14 protein-coding genes and 1 pseudogene are annotated in these 17386 nt (G+C 60.3%); 7 read left to right on the top strand and 8 right to left on the bottom strand.

The window, feature by feature from the left end; all coding sequences use genetic code 11:
• Positions 1–31: 31 nt before the first annotated feature.
• The 6 genes and pseudogenes from AACH55_RS01280 to AACH55_RS01255 all read left to right on the top strand — a co-directional run bounded on the left by AACH55_RS01280 (position 32) and on the right by AACH55_RS01255 (position 4151).
• Positions 32–496, top strand: a complete 465-nt coding sequence (locus AACH55_RS01280; protein ID WP_338717591.1) for an Lrp/AsnC family transcriptional regulator — start codon at positions 32–34, stop codon at positions 494–496.
• Positions 497–661: 165 nt separating this feature from the next.
• Positions 662–1738, top strand: coding sequence for a saccharopine dehydrogenase NADP-binding domain-containing protein (locus AACH55_RS01275; protein WP_338717590.1), 1077 nt, complete (start codon positions 662–664; stop codon positions 1736–1738).
• A 1-nt stretch (position 1739) separates the two neighbouring features.
• Positions 1740–1885, top strand: a pseudogene (locus tag AACH55_RS01270) (3-methyladenine DNA glycosylase); the annotation flags it as partial.
• A gap of 45 nt (positions 1886–1930) precedes the next feature.
• Positions 1931–2593 carry a PAS domain-containing protein gene (locus tag AACH55_RS01265; RefSeq protein WP_338717589.1) on the top strand — a complete coding sequence of 221 codons (663 nt, stop codon included), beginning with the start codon at positions 1931–1933 and terminating at the stop codon, positions 2591–2593.
• Positions 2594–2657: 64 nt separating this feature from the next.
• The gene (locus AACH55_RS01260) at positions 2658–3635 is read left to right on the top strand and encodes a threo-3-hydroxy-L-aspartate ammonia-lyase (protein WP_338717588.1); all 978 of its coding nucleotides are present in this window, start codon (positions 2658–2660) and stop codon (positions 3633–3635) included.
• 156 nt (positions 3636–3791) lie between these two features.
• Positions 3792–4151, top strand: a complete 360-nt coding sequence (locus AACH55_RS01255; protein ID WP_338717587.1) for a 5-carboxymethyl-2-hydroxymuconate Delta-isomerase — start codon at positions 3792–3794, stop codon at positions 4149–4151.
• Positions 4152–4295: 144 nt separating this feature from the next.
• On the opposite strand, the gene AACH55_RS01250 is transcribed toward AACH55_RS01255, so the two are convergent.
• Positions 4296–4706: a hypothetical protein gene (locus tag AACH55_RS01250; RefSeq protein WP_338717586.1), complete on the bottom strand. Its 411-nt coding sequence runs from the start codon at positions 4704–4706 to the stop codon at positions 4296–4298.
• Positions 4707–5264: 558 nt separating this feature from the next.
• Here AACH55_RS01250 and AACH55_RS01245 point away from each other — a divergent pair.
• Positions 5265–6353, top strand: a complete 1089-nt coding sequence (locus AACH55_RS01245; protein ID WP_338720435.1) for a sensor domain-containing diguanylate cyclase — start codon at positions 5265–5267, stop codon at positions 6351–6353.
• 113 nt (positions 6354–6466) lie between these two features.
• Here the strand turns inward: AACH55_RS01245 and AACH55_RS01240 are convergent, their stop codons facing one another.
• The 7 genes from AACH55_RS01240 to AACH55_RS01210 form a co-directional block, all read right to left on the bottom strand.
• The gene (locus AACH55_RS01240; RefSeq protein WP_338717585.1) at positions 6467–6730 is read right to left on the bottom strand and encodes a PAAR domain-containing protein; all 264 of its coding nucleotides are present in this window, start codon (positions 6728–6730) and stop codon (positions 6467–6469) included.
• A 33-nt stretch (positions 6731–6763) separates the two neighbouring features.
• Complete coding sequence (locus AACH55_RS01235; RefSeq protein ID WP_338717584.1) at positions 6764–8113, bottom strand: hypothetical protein; 1350 nt, start codon at positions 8111–8113, stop codon at positions 6764–6766.
• Positions 8114–8175: 62 nt separating this feature from the next.
• On the bottom strand, positions 8176–9525 hold the full coding sequence (locus tag AACH55_RS01230) for a hypothetical protein (RefSeq protein WP_338717583.1): 1350 nt from the start codon (positions 9523–9525) through the stop codon (positions 8176–8178).
• A gap of 60 nt (positions 9526–9585) precedes the next feature.
• Positions 9586–11073: a hypothetical protein gene (locus AACH55_RS01225; protein WP_338717582.1), complete on the bottom strand. Its 1488-nt coding sequence runs from the start codon at positions 11071–11073 to the stop codon at positions 9586–9588.
• The gene (locus AACH55_RS01220; protein WP_338717581.1) at positions 11073–13208 is read right to left on the bottom strand and encodes a DUF3274 domain-containing protein; all 2136 of its coding nucleotides are present in this window, start codon (positions 13206–13208) and stop codon (positions 11073–11075) included. The genes AACH55_RS01225 and AACH55_RS01220 overlap by 1 nt, the downstream gene beginning before the upstream one ends.
• Positions 13209–13222: 14 nt before the next feature.
• Positions 13223–15955 carry a type VI secretion system Vgr family protein gene (locus tag AACH55_RS01215; RefSeq protein ID WP_338717580.1) on the bottom strand — a complete coding sequence of 911 codons (2733 nt, stop codon included), beginning with the start codon at positions 15953–15955 and terminating at the stop codon, positions 13223–13225.
• Positions 15956–16082: 127 nt separating this feature from the next.
• Positions 16083–17306 carry an arabinose transporter gene (locus AACH55_RS01210; protein WP_338717579.1) on the bottom strand — a complete coding sequence of 408 codons (1224 nt, stop codon included), beginning with the start codon at positions 17304–17306 and terminating at the stop codon, positions 16083–16085.
• Positions 17307–17386 lie beyond the last annotated feature (80 nt).

Here is a 17386-nt window from a genome sequence, read left to right as displayed (position 1 = left end):
TCATTATGTAGCATCGACCAGGAGAACCGGGATGACCAGGCTGGACCAACTCGACGACATCGACCGTCAACTCCTTTCCATCCTGCAGTTGAACGCCCGCGAACCGGTGGCGGAGATCGCCCGTCGCCTGGGCGTGGCACGTACCACCGTGGTAGCCCGCATTGAGCGGCTGGAGCAGTCCGGCATCATCGGCGGCTATACCTTGAAGCTCGGGCGCGACGTGGTGGACGCCAGCCTGCAGGCCTATGTGGGCGTGACCGTCCAGCCGCGTGCCGGGCGCGACGTGATCCGCCGCTTCGGGCGCATCCCGGAAGTCCACCAGTTGTGTGCCGTCAGCGGCGAATACGATTACGTCGCCTGGCTGCGCGTGAATACACCCGAGCAACTGGACAAGATCCTCGACCAGATCGGCGAGATGGAAGGCGTCCTCAAGACCACCACCTCGGTCGTGCTGGCACGCAAGATCGACCGCGGCGATGCGGCCAGGACGCGCTGAAATGCCGGCCTTGATCGCCGGATTGCGTCGCTATTCCTACATAATGACGAAGTGACGCTACAAATTGACGAAATCGGCGCTACTTTCTGACGTTCTGCCAATGGTTTCCGTCACGGCGGCTTCCTAGAATGAATCAGCGTATCCACCTTCATTCAGGAGCCCGTCATGCGTACCGTCATTCTCGGCTGCGGCCACATCGGCCAGACCATCGCCCGCCTGCTGGCGGACTGCGGCGAAGGCCGCGATTACAACATCACCATTGCGGACCGCGATGCCGCCGCCTTGCAAGCCATCGCCGGCCTGCGTGCCGAGAGAGCGATCCTCGACTCGGCCGATCCACAGGCGCTGGCGGCACTGCTGCAACGGGCCGAGGTGGTCATCAATGCCCTGCCCTACCACATGGCCGTGAGTGTGGCCACGGTAGCGCGCCAGACCGGCACACACTACTTCGACCTGACCGAGGATGTGCAGGCCACCCGTGCCATCGCTGCGCTGGCGGCCGATGCCCCTTGCGCCTTCATGCCCCAGTGCGGCCTGGCACCCGGCTTCATCGGCATTGTCGCGCACCATCTGGCGGCGGGCTTCGATGAAGTGCACGAGATCAAGATGCGCGTGGGCGCGCTGCCACAGTATCCGACCAATGAGCTGAAGTACAACCTGACCTGGAGCGTGGACGGACTCATCAATGAGTACTGCCATCCCTGCGAGGCCTTGCGCGATGGTGAGCGGGTGACGGTCGATCCATTGGCCGACCTGGAACATTTTTCCCTCGATGGCGCGGAGTACGAAGCCTTCAATACCTCGGGTGGACTGGGCAGCCTGTGCGAGACGCTGGCCGGACGGGTCGGCAACCTGGACTACAAGTCGGTGCGCTATCCCGGTCACCAGCAGCGCATGAAATTCCTGCTCGGTGATCTCGGCCTGCGCCATGATCCGGAACTGTTGAAGCACATCCTGCGCAAGAGCGTGCCATCCACCTTGCAGGATGTGGTGCTGGTGTTCGTGACCGTCAGCGGGATGCGCGAGGGCAAGCTGATGCAGGAGGTCTTTACCCGCAAGATCTTCGCGCGGGAACGCGACGGCCGCAGGGAGAGCGCCATCCAGGCCAGCACGGCAGCCGGTGTCTGCGCGGCGCTGGACCTGTTCCGGGCCGGGCAGTTGCCGGCGCGCGGCTTCATCCGGCAGGAACAGATCGGCTTGCCGGCATTGCTCGGCAACCGGTTCGGTGCGGTGTATGCCTGAACGCGACGAGCACCTGCCTTGTCGCTTCGTCGATCCCGCCTATGCGCGCCACTGCACCCGCAATCCTTTGCGCCCGGGGCGCAGACTGTACCGCATCATTATTGGTGGATTGATCGCACAGGCAAGGTGGTGGCCAGACCGGTCTGAAGCGTGCCTCAAGCCATCTATACATAAAATCTAATTTTAGATAATATGTATCGCATGAAATCCCGTTCCCGCAAAAAGAAACCCGACCGCCCCGACCACGCCCTGCTGCTCTCACAACTGCAGCAGGTCGCCCTGGGCCTGGGCCAGACCTTCGCACCCTTCTGCGAAGTGGTGCTGCACGACCTGCGCGATGCCGATCATTCCATCGTCGCCCTGCACAACAACCTGTCCGGACGCGAAGTGGGCGATGCCACCACCGAGCTGGGGCTGGCGCGCATCGCCGACGAAAGCTATCCGCAGGTCCTGACCAATTACGCCAACACCCTGCCCGACGGACGCCAGGCCAAGAGCAGTTCGATCGGCATCAAGGATGCCGATGGCAAATACGTCGCGGCGCTGTGCATGAACATCGACCTCACGCTCTTCGGCGCGCTGCAGGGCATGCTGCGCCAGTTCGGCGGTATCGACGGGGCAGTGCGCGTGGCCGAAACGCTGGAGCCGGCCGGGGCCGATGCCCTGCGCAGCCGCATCGATGCCTTTGCCGCACGGCTGTCCACGACGCCGCGCAGCCTCAAGGCCGAAGACCGGCGCCAGCTCATGCGCGAACTGCGTCAGTCCGGCTGCATGGACGTGCGGCGCGCAGCCGAGATCGTGGCGGCGCATCTGGGTGTGTCGCGCGCCACCGTCTACAACGACGAGAAGGATTGACCGCGCTGGCTCGGCGCGTCCGTATTCATCATTTCACCTTTCCATTCCACTTGAAGGAAGCCACATGATCCCGCTCTCCAGTCCTACCGAATTGCCCAGCTTCGCCGACGTCCTGCTGGCTGCCCAACGCATCAGGCCCTGGGCGCACAAGACGCCGGTGCTGCGCTCGCGCACGGCCGATGCGGAAGTGGGCGCGCAACTGTTCTTCAAGTGCGAAAACTTCCAGCGCATGGGTGCCTTCAAGTTCCGCGGCGCCATGAACGCGCTGTCGCAGTTCAATGCCGATCAGCGCAAGCATGGCGTGATCACCTTCTCCTCCGGCAATCACGCCCAGGGCACGGCGCTGGCGGCGCAACTGCTGGGCATTCCGGCCGTGATCGTGATGCCCGAGGATGCGCCCGCCGCCAAGGTCGCGGCCACGCGTGGCTACGGCGCCGAGGTCGTGACGTATGACCGCTACACCGAAGACCGCGAAGCCATCGGCGCACGCCTGGCCGCCGAGCGCAGGATGACGCTGATCCCGCCCTACGACCATCCGCATGTGATGGCCGGACAAGGCACGGCCACGTTGGAACTGCTGCAGGAAACCGGTCCGCTGGATGCGCTCTTCGTCTGCCTGGGCGGTGGTGGCCTGCTGTCCGGCGCGGCCCTGGCCGCGCGTGCGCTGTCACCCGATTGCAAGATCTACGGCGTGGAACCGGAAGCGGGCAACGATGGCCAGCAATCGCTGCGCGCCGGCCAGATCGTGCATATCGATACTCCCAAGACCATTGCCGATGGCGCGCAGACGCAACACCTGGGCAAGTACACCTTCGAGGTCATCCGCGAACTGGTGGACGACATCCATACCGTGACCGATGCCGAACTGATCGCCGGCCTGCGCTTCTTTGCAGAGCGCATGAAGATGGTCGTCGAGCCCACCGGCTGCCTGGGATTTGCCGCTGCCAGAAAGCACCGGGAACAGCTGCAGGGCAAGCGCGTAGGCGTCATCATCAGCGGCGGCAACATCGATCTGGGCAAGCTCTCGGGCTATCTGGACTAGGGCCTGTTCACATTTAATCTGCGAGATGCGCAGATTAAATGTGAACAGGCCCTAATCATTTACCCCAATAGGATGGAAAGCCGATCTGGCCTACAGTGACGCGTTCCGAACAGCTGCTATCCATCCCGCCACCCACTTACAAGGACTGGAACCACCATGCCCCATCTCGTTATGGAATACACCGGCAATCTCGCCATCGACGTACAGCCTACCCTGCAAAGACTCAACCAGGCGCTGGTGGCAAGCGGCCACTTTGAAGAGAACGCCATCAAGGCGCGTGCGGTACGTCTGGATGATTATCTGGTCGGTACGGCGAGCGAAGCCAGGAGGGCCTTCGTGGCGCTGCGCCTGGCTATCCTGAGCGGCCGCACCGTGGAAGAAAAGAAGTCGGTGTCCGACCTGCTGGGTGCGGCCATCCAGAAGGACCAGCACTGGCCCAAGGACGTCCAGGTGCAGATCACCGTGGAGATTGTCGACATGCAGCGCGAGACCTACTTCAAGGTCAGCCTGCAATAAGACTGCCCGTGAGCCCGCAGCGATGACCGCGGGAGTCAGAAGCGCAAAAGCCGTCCGGTGCAGACCGGACGGCTTTCTTGTTGATGAGCGGAGGGGCCGCGCGATGCTGTTCTTGTGATGCCGCGCGGCGACGTCCTCAGCACATCAGGAGGCCATGGCAGTTTCGCGCAGGACTTCACGGAACTGCACCACGTTGCCTTCCGGATCGAAGCCATCGCAGGCCCGGAAATCCGGACCATTCCATTCGGACCCGACCGGCTTCATGCCACCGCCGAGCTGCTGCGCACTCAGGCGCACCTGTGCAAGCGAACGGACCGGCAGGAACAGCTTGACGGGCACATTCTCGCGCAATACCGGCGGTGAACTGATCTCTACCTTGGCGGCGCTGGCCGGTGGGATCGCATGAATCACCAAGAGGAAATCCTCGGCTTCGATCACTACCTTCTCGGCCTGGGCCTGCTTGGGAACCACCGCCAGCACCTGTGCATAAAACGCGGCGAGGCGGGCTACATCTTTGGCGAACAGGACTGCGCCTGCTTTGGGCTGGGTCGACATCTCTGCTTTCAAAAACGTTGATCGGATCAAACAAGGAACGGCAGAGTTTATGGAGGACTTCCGCGCTTTGCAAGCATTAATCGTCACCCCCTGGCGACATCGTTTTGTCGTGCTGTGGCGACGCCATTCTGTCGTGGTTCGCGCAACATATTGCAGAGCAATATAAGAATCCGCTGACACGCGAAAGTGGCGCTGTCCGATTTCGGTTTCGCGCTCAGAAATCTATCCTCATGCATTGCGGGGAAGAGGCTAACAAACCGTCAATTGTCAGCATGATCAGCCAAGCTGTTCGTATGTGATCGGAATAACATCCTTTGCGCCAGAAACGCCAGTAATTTGTAAGAGGATGTTCCAAACCGGTTTACTTCGGAATTTGATCTGCTACCTTTGATGTCGCAGGGCAACAAGATGTGCAGTGAAAAAAAGAAAAATATTTCCACTTGCGCACCACCATGCCGCGCCGTCCTCCCTACCGCATTCCACGATGCACTGACGGCGACCGACCCGACCATAACGCAACACAACCCTCATGAGTAACGCGCCATGAACATTCGAGACCTGCACGCTCCGTACACTCCCGAACGCTCCATTTTCCAGCGTGGTCAATCCACGCACCCGGTGCTCAACGACCGCCCCGCCGACCGCATCGAACTGGCGCATACCGACAGCGATGCCGATGCCTGGCTGGAGCCGGCCCTGTCCGATTTCATCTCGCTGGCCTCCAGCGTATGCGGCACGCCCATGGGCATGTTCAGCCAGCTGCACGCCGACATCGGGCTGCAGCACCCATACCTCTCGGTCAACAACGGCCGTGGCGACGCGCGCAATCAATGGTGGCGCTTCCCTGGCCAGACTGGCGTGCTGCGCAATGCAGTGGACTTCTCTTTGTGCGAAATGGCCGTGCGCACACCGGGCCAGATCACGGAAGTGTGCGACCTGAGCAACGACGGACGCTTTGCTGCCAGCGCGCTGGCACGCGGCACGCCGGCCGTGCGGTTTTATGCGGGCGTGCCGCTGGTGTCGGGCAATGGCGACATCCTCGGCACGCTATGTGTGATGGACCGGGTGCCGCGTACGCTCAGCCCGGCCCAGCGCGACGCCTTCCAGAAACTGGGGCGCCAGCTCGAAGCGCAACTCGACAGCCATCGCGCCATGCAGAAGCTGGAGCGCCAGACCATGACCGATGCGCTGACCGGCATCGGCAACCGCCGCAGTTTTGATTCGCGCCTGCGTGAAGAATGGACGCGCCATCTGCGCAATGCTCGTCCGCTGACCATGCTGATGGTGGATGTGGACTACTTCAAGCAATACAACGACACATACGGCCACCCGGCCGGCGATGCGCTGCTGGTGCAACTGGCCCGCGTGCTGCGCTCACCGCTGCGTGCCAGCGATTTCCTGGCGCGCTACGGTGGTGACGAGTTCTCGCTGATCCTGCCGGACACCGATGAGACCGGTGCTCATCAGGTATCCGAACGGATCAAGCAGTCGGTGGCGCGAGTGAAATGGCCGCACACCGATATCGAAATCAGCGTGGGCGCGGCCACCGTGACGCCTTCGGAAATGTGCGACTTCAGCGCCTTGCTCCATGCGGCTGACCAGGCCATGTATCAGCGCAAGCATGGGCGTAATCCGCGCAATGCGTGACGGATGGAATCGATGAAAGTGTGAGGGGATGAAATCCGGTTATCGTCTCCCAGACCTCCTCGTGTCCAACAAACGCCGCTGTGAGCACAGCGGCGTTTGTCGTTTGAAGGTGCTCACCCGGCGCCGCTGTCTGCCACCGTCGAAATCAGCGCCGCACCACAGCTGGTGCGATGGCCTTCGAAAGCCACTGCAACGCCATCGACCTGGATCGTGGGATGGCCCTCGATGATGACGCAATCCTCATGCCCCTTGATCGGGCAGCTGCAAGAATCTCCGACGCGGGCAACGGTTTTTCCCCTCACCGCTACACGCGCACCGGCACTGATGACTTTGCCGCCGTGCGTGGTCGGATCACCCAGACGGATGACGCCTTTCATCTTGATCTCCTTTTCAAATGGATGACCCGTTGGTCAATCCGAGTAGCCTTGCATATAGGTTGACCAGTCGAGGTCCTTCCTCAGCCCCCACCAAGGCAGGTAGGCGTACCCTTCTCCGCGCGCGCGGAACCAGTTTTGCTCGGGATCGAAGACGCGCGCACGATCAGGTGGCGTCACCACCACCGCCGTGGCCTTGTCGGGCTCGGTCGTTCCGGCCACCATCACCGGCCGGCCTTTGTGATGGGCCCAGGCGATGGCCAATGCCACGTTGGTGATGGCTGTGCCCGCACGCATGTCGCCCAGCAATTGCGGGGTGTTGAAGCTTTGCTTGAGTACATCCAGTTCGGGCAGGCTCTGCGTCATGGCCTGCGCCAGCGTACCGATGCGGCGGCCTGCTTCTTCCGTTCCCTTGCCCGCGTCGTGGATGACATAGCGGATGTCGTAGGGCGAGATTCTTGCCTGTTCTGCGGCTGACTGGATGGCCTCCTTCCAGGCGCGCGCTGTACGGCTTTCGCCCTCTGCGGGTGTGAAGTCCTCGGAGTTGCGCACTGCAGGGCGCGCAATCCAAGCGAGGGGTTCGCGGCCCGTTTGAAACTTTGGGCCCGCGAGAATCAATAAGGTGCAGTTCTCGCTAATCTGCCCATACTCGGGAAACTCCGGGGCATCCATGTTCATGACCCAGACGGTTTTGTCAGGATGGGCTTCCAGATAATCCATCCCGGCTGAGAGGGAAGTGAAACCGGCGCTAGCGCCGCCTCTGATGATATTGACGTCGGCTGGAATATTCGCAGTGGACAGCTCGGGGTTGTAGAACACGAACTCTGCGTTAAAAGCCTTGCGTATGCGATCCGCTGCATTCTCGGACGTCAACATTGGAACATCAGGAATCGCGAATTCGACGCGGATACCATGGAGCTCTCGCCACTTCTTTCGGTTCTCCGGCTCGATCGTGTAGAAGTAGTTGCGATTCAAAGCATACTGGCGACCAATAGGTTTAATGATATTTCTCACGTAATCGGATAGGTAGCCTGGGAAGACACTGCTACCATCGTCAAACACAGTCTTCTTGCGAAAATTAAAGGTTAAGGGAGCAATCTTTTGTATGGTCGTGAATGTCTCGGGATCTCTCTTCACCTCATCATCGTCTTTATTCGGCTTAACTATGCCAAGCGTCCAGAGCAGTTGCCATTCGGTAGGATAGTCTCTTCTTATCAGCGGGTTGAGCCATTGAACACCTACGACCTGTGCCTTGAAGTGCTCCGCGTTCACCAATACAGGCGACCCGGTCATTTCTGTGGCTCTGGAAGAACGGTGCATGAACGCGGTTACGATCAGCACCACTAATGCCGCAATAGATAGTGGAAGGAATATCAATCGGTTCATCAGGTCATTTTCCTTCTATAGATAGTAGGCTCCGCAAAAAATCAGTGCGGAAAATTTTCTGATCAATCCGAATAGCCTTGCATATAGGTCTTCCAGTCGAGGTCTTTTCTCAAACCCCACCAAGGCAGGTAGGCATAGCCCTCTCCCCGGGCTCGGAACCAGCTTTTCTCCGGATCGAAAACACGGGCACGCTCAGGTGGAGTTATCACCACCGCGATAGCTTTATCCGTCTCAGTCGTGCCTGCCACCATCACGGGCTTGCCCTTGTGATGGGCCCATGCGATGGCCAACGCGACATTCGTGATCGCCGTTCCAGCACGCATGTCCCCCAGCAGTTGCGATGTATTGAAGGTCTGCTTGAGAACGTCCAATTCAGGCAAGCTCTGCGTCATAGCCTGCGCCAGCACGCCGAGGCGGCGGCCTGCTTCTTCGCTGCCTTTACCGGCATCGTGGATGACATAGCGAATGTCGTAGGGTGAGATAGACGCCTGTTCGGCGGCTGATTGGATTGCGCTTTTCCACGCGCTTGCGATACGGCTTTCGCCGTCAGTGGTAGCGAAGTCCTCGACTTGACGGACTGCAGGGCGGGAGATCCATGCAAGAGGTTCGCGGCCTGTATCGAACTTTGGACCGGCCAGAATCAGCAAGGTACAGTTCTCGCTGATCCGACCATATTCGGGAAACTCGGGCGCATCCATGTTCATGACCCAGACGGTTCTTTCGGGATGGGCTTTCAGATAATCCATCCCGGCTGACAGGGAAGTGAAGCCGGCGCTGGCGCTCCCCCTTACGATATTCACGTCAGCGGGAATATTTGCAGTGGACAGCTCCGGGTTATGAAACTCAAATTCATCTGCGAATGCTTTTCGGGTACGTTCTGCAGCATCATCCGAAGTCAACAATGGAATATCGGGAATCGCAAGTTCAACACGGATGCCGTGGAGTTCACGCCACCTTTTTCTATCCTCCGGCTGAATCGTGTAGAAGTAATGGCGATTCATGGCGTATTGGCGGCCAATAGGCTTAACAATTTCTCTTAGATAGTCGGAGAGATACTCGGGGAAAATGCTTCTTCCATCGTCAAATACTGTTTCGTTGCCGACATTGAAGCTTAATGGTGCAATTGGCTGGATGCTCGTAAAGGTCGCGGGATCTCTTTTCACCTCATCATCGTTTTTGTTGGGTTTTGTAACTCCGAGGGCCCATAGCAATTCCCATTCGGTTGGGTAGTCTCTGCGCATCAGCGGGTTAAGCCATTGGATGCCAACGACCTGCACCCGAAAACTTCCCTCAATCCCCACGAAGGACACTTCGTTGACTTCGATAGCCCTCGAAGAACGATGTATGACAGCAGTTGCGATAAGCACCACCAGTACCGCAATAGATAGCGGTAACAAAATCAATCGATTCATGATGTCCTTTTGCGACGATGAGGCAGCCATCGCCGCGCAAGCTCGTCCTGACCTCTCATGTCAGTCCGAATAGCCTTGCATATAGGTTGACCAGTCGAGGTCTTTCCTCAGCCCCCACCAAGGCAAGTAGGCGTAACCTTCTCCACGCGCGCGGAACCAGTTTTGCTCGGGATCGAAGACGCGCGCACGATCAGGTGGCGTCACCACCACCGCCGTGGCCCTGTCGGGCTCGGTCGTTCCGGCCACCATCACCGGCCTGCCTTTGTGATGGGCCCAGGCGATGGCCAGTGCCACGTTGGTGATGGCTGTGCCCGCACGCATGTCGCCCAGCAGTTGCGGGGTGTTGAAGCTTTGCTTGAGTACATCCAGTTCGGGCAGGCTCTGCGTCATGGCCTGCGCCAGCGTACCGATGCGGCGGCCTGCTTCTTCCGTTTCCTTGCCCGCGTCGTGGATGACATAGCGGATGTCGTAGGGCGAGATTTTTGCCTGTTCTGCGGCTGACTGGATGGCCTCCTTCCAGGCGCGCGCTGTACGGCTTTCTCCTTCGGCGAGGGTGAAGTCCTCGGCGTTGCGTACTGCGGGGCGCGCAATCCACGCGAGGGGTTCGCGACCCGTTTGATACTTTGGGCCCGCGAGAATCAATAAGGTGCAGTTCTCACTGATCTGCCCATACTCGGGAAACTCCGGGGCATCCATGTTCATGACCCAGACGGTTTTGTCAGGATGGGCTTCCAGATAATCCATCCCGGCTGAGAGGGAAGTGAAACCGGCGCTAGCGCCGCCTCTGATGATATTGACGTCGGCTGGAATATTCGCAGTGGACAGCTCGGGGTTGTAGAACACGAACTCTGCGTTAAAAGCCTTGCGTATGCGCTCCGCTGCATTCTCGGACGTCAACATTGGAACATCAGGAATCGCGAATTCGACGCGGATACCATGGAGCTCTCGCCACTTCTTTCGGTTCTCCGGCTCGATCGTGTAGAAGTAGTTGCGATTCAGAGCATACTGGCGACCAATAGGTTTGATGATTTCTTCTACGTAATCGGATAGGTAGCCTGGGAAGACGCTGCTTCCATCGGAAAACACAGTTTTCTTGCGAAAATTAAAGGTTAAGGGAGCAATCTTTTGTATGGTCGTGAATGTCTCGGGATCTCTCTTCACCTCATCATCGTCTTTATTCGGCTTAACTATGCCAAGCGTCCAGAGCAGCTGCCATTCAGTAGGATAGTCTCTTCTTATCAGCGGGTTGAGCCATTGAACACCTACGACCTGTGCCTTGAAGTGCTCCGCGTTCACCAATACAGGCGACCCGGTCATTTCTGTGGCTCTGGAAGAACGATGCATGACAGCAGTTACGATCAGCACCACCAATGCCGCAATAGATAGCGGAAGGAATATCAATCGGTTCATCAAATCTCCTGTTTCCCAATGACGGGGTTGTTCTTGATCGAGGAAATACATCCTTCCCAAGCTGACAAAAAACATCGCGATCAGCACTAAAGAAAAGAGCACAATTCGGCGAAGGACTTTTTTCTGAGAGATGCTCATTACCTCGCCTCCGGCTTAGCTATCTTCCAGGAGCGCTCATCCACGATGCCCGACGGCCGAGTTTCCTCCTCATTCGAGAGCCAATCTTCTAGAGATTTTCCCTGCATGGTGCTCTGAGCAAAGTACTCCCTGAAATAGCGATGAGGGTGTTTTTCTTCAAGTCCGGTACCATACCGCCAATCCGCCTCAACCCGCAGCTCCCGCATCTCTTCCTCACTGAGCGTACAAACCCCAACAGCCACGTCATAAGCCGCCGCCAACCTTGCATGCTCCGAATTGGTCACGATCGTCGAATGATCCGTAGCACTCTGGTCCACGCCTTCCTTCAGGAATTTGCCGATCTGCTCGGTCCGCCACGCTTGATATTCCTCGGTGGCGCGTCCGCCAGGCTGTTCTCCGGCGACGTTCCCCTGTGCATCAGCTATGTCGCCCCGCCTAGCCTGCATCCGCAAGCGCGCCCGATGCTCGTAGCGCAATCGGGCCTCCGAGTCCTGGTCTCCCTGCGCAGCATCGTTGACTGAGCCATCCTCCGACGTGAGCGTGGCATGCTCGTCATAGGGATCGCCAGATTTTTTATTGACCTCGCTTTTACGTGCTTGCCGTGCATTGCCAGCAGCATCGATACCCTCATCAAACTGCGGACTCAGATTTCCATAGCGATAGGCCGTCGGCAAAAAATGGCGCGGCAGTTCAGGCGCGTCAACCGGAATCGACCAGCTCTTCGCGACGCTGGCATTGACACGCTCTCTGCTCAACTCGATGTACCGCATCAGCGGCTGAGTCACTGCCGTTGCGATTTTCCCGATGATGGTTTCGTTCGACGCCAGTCCCTGCCAGAACCGATAGGCGACGATGGGCGAAGGAGGATGCCAGAACCCGTCCTTGCCGGCTCCGGCATCCTTGTTCCAGCGGTCGTCCCAATAGCGATAAGACTTCCCCGGTGTCTGTCCCACCAGATACTGATGCGCGAAAACACGCTGCACGAACACGCCCCGGCCGTTGGTGACCTCAATCTCCTGCTCACTCATGCCGCGCCAGCCTATCCCCTGCACGGTTGTGGCCGAAATCACTTGGTCGTGCGGGTTGCAATACAGGGTCACCCGGCCAAAGGTGGACCCATTGAGCCCGTGGCGCTGTCGGTCTCCTGCGGCCGTGAAAGCGGGACCCAGCTTGGGATTGCTGTTGGCCATTTCCTTGTCGATCCTGTCGTCCGCGTGCGCGCGGGCGGCACGGGCCCGCAACAGCGCAAAGAAATTCTTCAGCGTCTCCACCCGCGCCCGGTAGGTCTGCCGTCCCAGAGACCCTTGCGAATCGCTGCTGCCCCTCTGGCTCCAGTTTTCCGTGAAATTGTCCGGCAGCAGACTCAGCGGCGGATTGCACAGCAGATAGTTATCCGCCTGCACGCCAAGCCGGTCGGCCAGAAAGGCCGCAGCAATCCCCACCATGTTGCCCTGGCTGTGGCACATCACCGTGATGGGACAGTCCGCCTGCCTGTCGCGCACGGACTTGATGAGCCGCGCCAGACGCAACGCGGCGTGCACATAGTAGGCGCGGTGCGGGCAGCGATAGACGTCGCGCCCCGACACCGGATTGAGATGTTGCGCCGTCAACCACAGGAACAGACGGTCATTGAGTCCTTCCGTCCAGAGATCGGCGATGGCCGAACAGCCGTTGGCGAACGGCCCGCCGCCCCAGTAATCGTTCTCGTTGAGCCACACGTTCTTGCCGAATTGCCTGAGCTCGGTCTTGCTGGCCTTGTATCCCCAGCGAAATCGGATGACCGGGGAATAGTGGGACCCGGCATCGATGAAGTTGTCCGCACTGCGCCGGGGTGCGAGATAGCCGTCGGCCGTGAGTTCTGGCGTGTATTGCGCCGGCATCAGGCGCCCCGAAGCCGGCCCGCTGTAGACCATCTGCTCGGGTCGCCGGGCCAGTCTCTCATTGAGCCCCTCGCACAGGCCGCGTTCCGTGCTCTCGTACCACTCTCCATCGGAGTTCACGCCATGCACCAGGATGATGACCCCGGGCAAGGGCAAGGTCTTGTAGAAACGCGCCTCGCCATGATTGGGCAGGAGGGTGAATTTGCCGCCGCCAATCACGCGGGAAGATCGTGCTGCACCGGATGTCGTGCTCATGAACTCGTTCTCCTTCAGGAATCGGCATCGAGAAAGCGAATGTGCAGCTGTTCGAATGCATCTCTGGAAATCGCACCGGTCGCGCCTTGCTCATCGGTCTTCCCGGTCAGCCTGGTACCGTCACTGCGGTCGATCTCGAAGCGTGCACCCGGCACGCTCTGGTCATCGGTCGGGCGTGCCAGGACCGGCTTGCGGCCCACCTCCTCCTTGGCGAACGTGGGCAACTCGCCGGATGTGGTCTGTGCATCGAGCCAGTGATGCTTGGCCGCATGGATCGACGCCGCCCCGCTGCAACCCATGTCGATCTTTCCTCCCCCAAGACGCAGATAGCTGCCGTCTGCGGTCGCGAGCAAGATCTCGTCGGCCGCGATGATCTGCACCTTGCCGTCGCTGGCGCTCAGGCTCAGATTCCTGGCCGCAGCCACACTGGTGTCGTTGTGCTGCGATTGCAGCTTGAGCTCGCCCTGATGTGCGATCAGCTTGAGGTCTTCCGACTGGGCAAATAGCGACATGCCCTTGCCTGCATTGGCCGTCAGATGCTCGCCGCTGGTCAGCTGGATATGGCGCAGCGCCACGGTGTCGCAGTTCTCGCCAGCATGCATGACGGCGGTCTCGGGGGTACTGAAGTGCAGGCCGGCAGGTGCGGTGATGGCGACCACCGGTGTGCCACCCTCCCCTGCGGAGGGTGCGGTATTGGAACCGTTCTCCCACTGCTGCAAATGACGATAAAGACTCTCATGTGCATCATGATCGGCGGCCGTGGCCTGGTGCCGGGCTGCGTAATTGCCGATGCCGGTAAAGAGCTGCACGCATTGCTGCATCAGCGCGAGTGTCTCTTCCCGGGCAAGCTGGTGGCCGCTGGCGTTGAGGCGGGCGAAGGCGGTGATGAGCAGGCCATGTGCCGTGCGCAAGCAACCAGCAGCATCGGTGGCCAGCTCAAATCCTTCGCCGCGCGGTGTGGAATTCCCTTCCGCACGGGGAGAGCCAAGCCAGCCCTGGTTGAGTTGGGTGTTGGCATGGTCCGAGAGGAGCTGGGCACTGATCTGACCTGCACTATCGTCGAAGCGCAGGTGGCTGTGCCGGTCCGCCTTGAATTCCTTGCTGCGTATCCCGGACAGTGCACTGTTCTCCGGCAGCTTGCCCCGGTGTGAAAACAGCGGCGGGCAGTGCGTGCCATCGTAGAGGCCACCCAAGGCCACCGGCTTGTCGGGATGATTCTGCAGAAAACCGATCAGGATCTCGCTGCCGACCCTGGGCCAGAAGGCAGTGCCAAAGCCTGCATCGGCCCAGGGCTGCAGGACGCGGATGCGAGCAGAGTCGCTGGCAGTCCCGCTGGCACCACGCTGACGCGGATGCTCTTCGGGCCGGGTGAAGAGAAAGCGCACGGCGATGCGCCCCATCTCATCGACATCGACCTCCTTGTCCCCATCCCCGACGACGAGCGCACTCATCATGCCTAACTTGGGTACGTCGTCCGGGTCATAAGATGGCACGATGGCGGTGTCGCGCTGAACGCACTCAAACGCATTGCAGTAGACAGGTACGTCCAGCGCAGTCTGATCACCCAGACTGTCGCGCGCCGGTAACCAGTCCTGCATCAGCGCAGCCATCCATGGCACATCAAGGACCAGACTGTTACGCGCGTAGAGCCTGACCTGCGTGACGGTGAAACGGCGGGCGTTCCCGGGCAGCGCATCGATGAGAGGATGGCCGCTCAGGGCGAATACGGTGCCGCCACGCAAGGAGCGCACCACACTGCGGGCACGGTAGCCTTGCGCAGCCATTTCATGGGCGGCCATCCTGCTTCTGGTCATTTGCCGCTGGTGAGCCGGCCCTGCCGCCAGGAACGGCGGGGCATATTCGTAGTGGCCCAGCGTGCGTGCGAGCGCAAGACCTGCCGTATCTTCACCACGTAGCGCATCCTCCTGCGCTTGCAGACACCGGTTGGATTTGTAATCGAAAGCGGCCAGCGTGACTTCATCGATCGCTTGCTCGCACCAGGCTTCCCAATGCGTCACCGTATCGGTCTGTTCGAGTGCGTCGGCGCGGTGGTAACGCAAGGCCAGAGCAGACTGGTCGGGATAGGCCGTCGGATGGTCAGCCAGATGCAGATGATGGACGGGCTCATCGCCCTCCAGCGTAAAGCGAAAATGCCAGGCAATGCCTTCCTGGCGCCATAGCCGCTGGAGGAAGGCGGCATCGCTTTCGCCGGCCTGCATGACGAAAGCCCGCTGTGGATAGGTATTGCGCAAGCCACTGGTGTGCCACCGCAAGGCGGCAGCCAGGACGCTATTGTCCTGGCGATGCTCGGTGAGGATCTGCTCGCTGATGTCCGGTACCGAACGGTCGCAGAAAACGCGCCAGGTCTTGCGCTGCTCCAGCAGATGCAGTGCATCGCAGAGTTCGAGCTCGAACAGCACCGCGCCGGCTTCCGAGTAGACTTGCCGCACGGCGCTGGCCAGGCCGCACACCAATGCTGTGCTCCCTTCGGTATCCTTCACGGAAAATCCGACGGGAAGTCCTTGCAGATCGTGGACAGCGATATCCGATGTGCTGCTGGCGCACTGCAGGCGGTACAGCACGTTGCCGCAGACAGCCTCCGTTCCGCTGACCTGCAAGGCGACCAGATGCTGTACGGGTGCAGGTGCGGAGGGAGGCAGGTGCAGCCTCAGCAGCCGACGCTCGTGCGTCAGGAGATTCAACAGCGCGCCGAGCGGCGCGGAGGTCATCGAGGAAGTGGCTGTCATGGTCTGAACGCAGAACCGGAAAAGCTCTGCATGCTACCGAACAGTCGGTCGAAATCATTTAGTAGATTTTCTAGATTTTGGCTTCATTGCTACCGCCCCTCGGCGACGGACAAGGAAGATGTTTTGCTCAATTGCCGGTTTTCACTGAACGAAGCAAAGCCACGGCCACCAGCATCGACAAGCCCACGACGATGGCCCCGGCGAGATACACACTCTGCACCCCCGCATGGCTGGCCAGCGCACCGGCCAAGGGGCTGGTGATGCCCAGCGACAGGTCGAGGAAAGCCACGTAGGCCCCCATCGCCAGGCCGCGCGTCTGCGGCGGCGCGCGGCGCATCGCTTCCACGCCGAAACCGGGGAACACCAGCGAATAGCCAAACCCGGTCAACGCAGCCCCCGCATAAGCCACCCATGCCGTTCCCGCCTGCCAGATCAGTAGCTGGCCCAGCACTTCAATGACCACGCAGACCAGCGCCACCCTGGCGCCACCGATCTGATCCGGCAGATGGGCAAAGAACAGGCGTGCCACGATGAAGGCGATGCCGAAACTGGTGAAGGCCAGCGAAGAGTCTCCCCACGAACGGGCGGCAAACAGCAAGGCGATGAAAGCCGTGATGACGCCGAATCCCACGCTGGACAAGGCCAGCCCCAAACCCGGCTGCCACACCGCACCCAGCACCTTGTAGAAGGGCGTACGCCGTGCCGCGCTGGCCGCCACGCCGCGCTGCGGACTGACAACCAGCAGTGCCAGCAAGGGCAGCGCCACGCTCACGCCGGCAATCCCGGCAAATCCCCAGACTTTGTTCACCGCCACACCCAGCGGTGCGCCGCCGGCCATGGCCGCATAGATGGCAATGCCGAGCCAGGCCATCACCTTGCCGCCATGCTGCGGTCCGACCAGGGCGATGCCCCAGCCCATGGTGCCGGTGATGACCAGGCTCTCGCCCAGCGCCAGCAGGACGCGTCCGGCCAGCAGCACCGCCACCGACACCACCGGCTGATCCAGCCACAGCAGTGAGGCCAGATAGATCAGCCCGGAGCAGGCCGCTGCCACGAAGCCGCCCACCACGGCGCGCTTGGCACCGCGCAGGTCAGCCACGTTGCCGGCCCAGGCGCGGGAGAGCAAGGCTGCCGCAAACTGCGCACCCACCACGATGCCGACCACGGTGGCGTTCATGCCCAGGACATCCTTCAGATGCAAGGGCAGCACCGGCAATTGCAGGCCGATGGTGAGAAAGGCGATGAAGACCGCCAGCGTCAGCGGTGCGAGTACCAGGAAGACCCGTACGCCGCTGCCGGCGCCGGGGGATGGCGTGAGGGAGATGGGTTGACCCGCCGGTTTTCCGTTCATGGGGATACCTCGAAGAAAAATATGGAAGAAGAATGTGAAATGGAGCATCGAAAAAGGCTGCGCAGCAGCGCATTGATGAG

This window comes from Herbaspirillum sp. DW155 (assembly GCF_037076565.1).
In the GTDB taxonomy this organism is placed as follows: Bacteria; Pseudomonadota; Gammaproteobacteria; order Burkholderiales; family Burkholderiaceae_D; genus Herbaspirillum.
The sequence above is the reverse complement of the archived record's forward strand: the minus strand, read 5'-3'. Positions and strand labels throughout refer to the sequence as shown.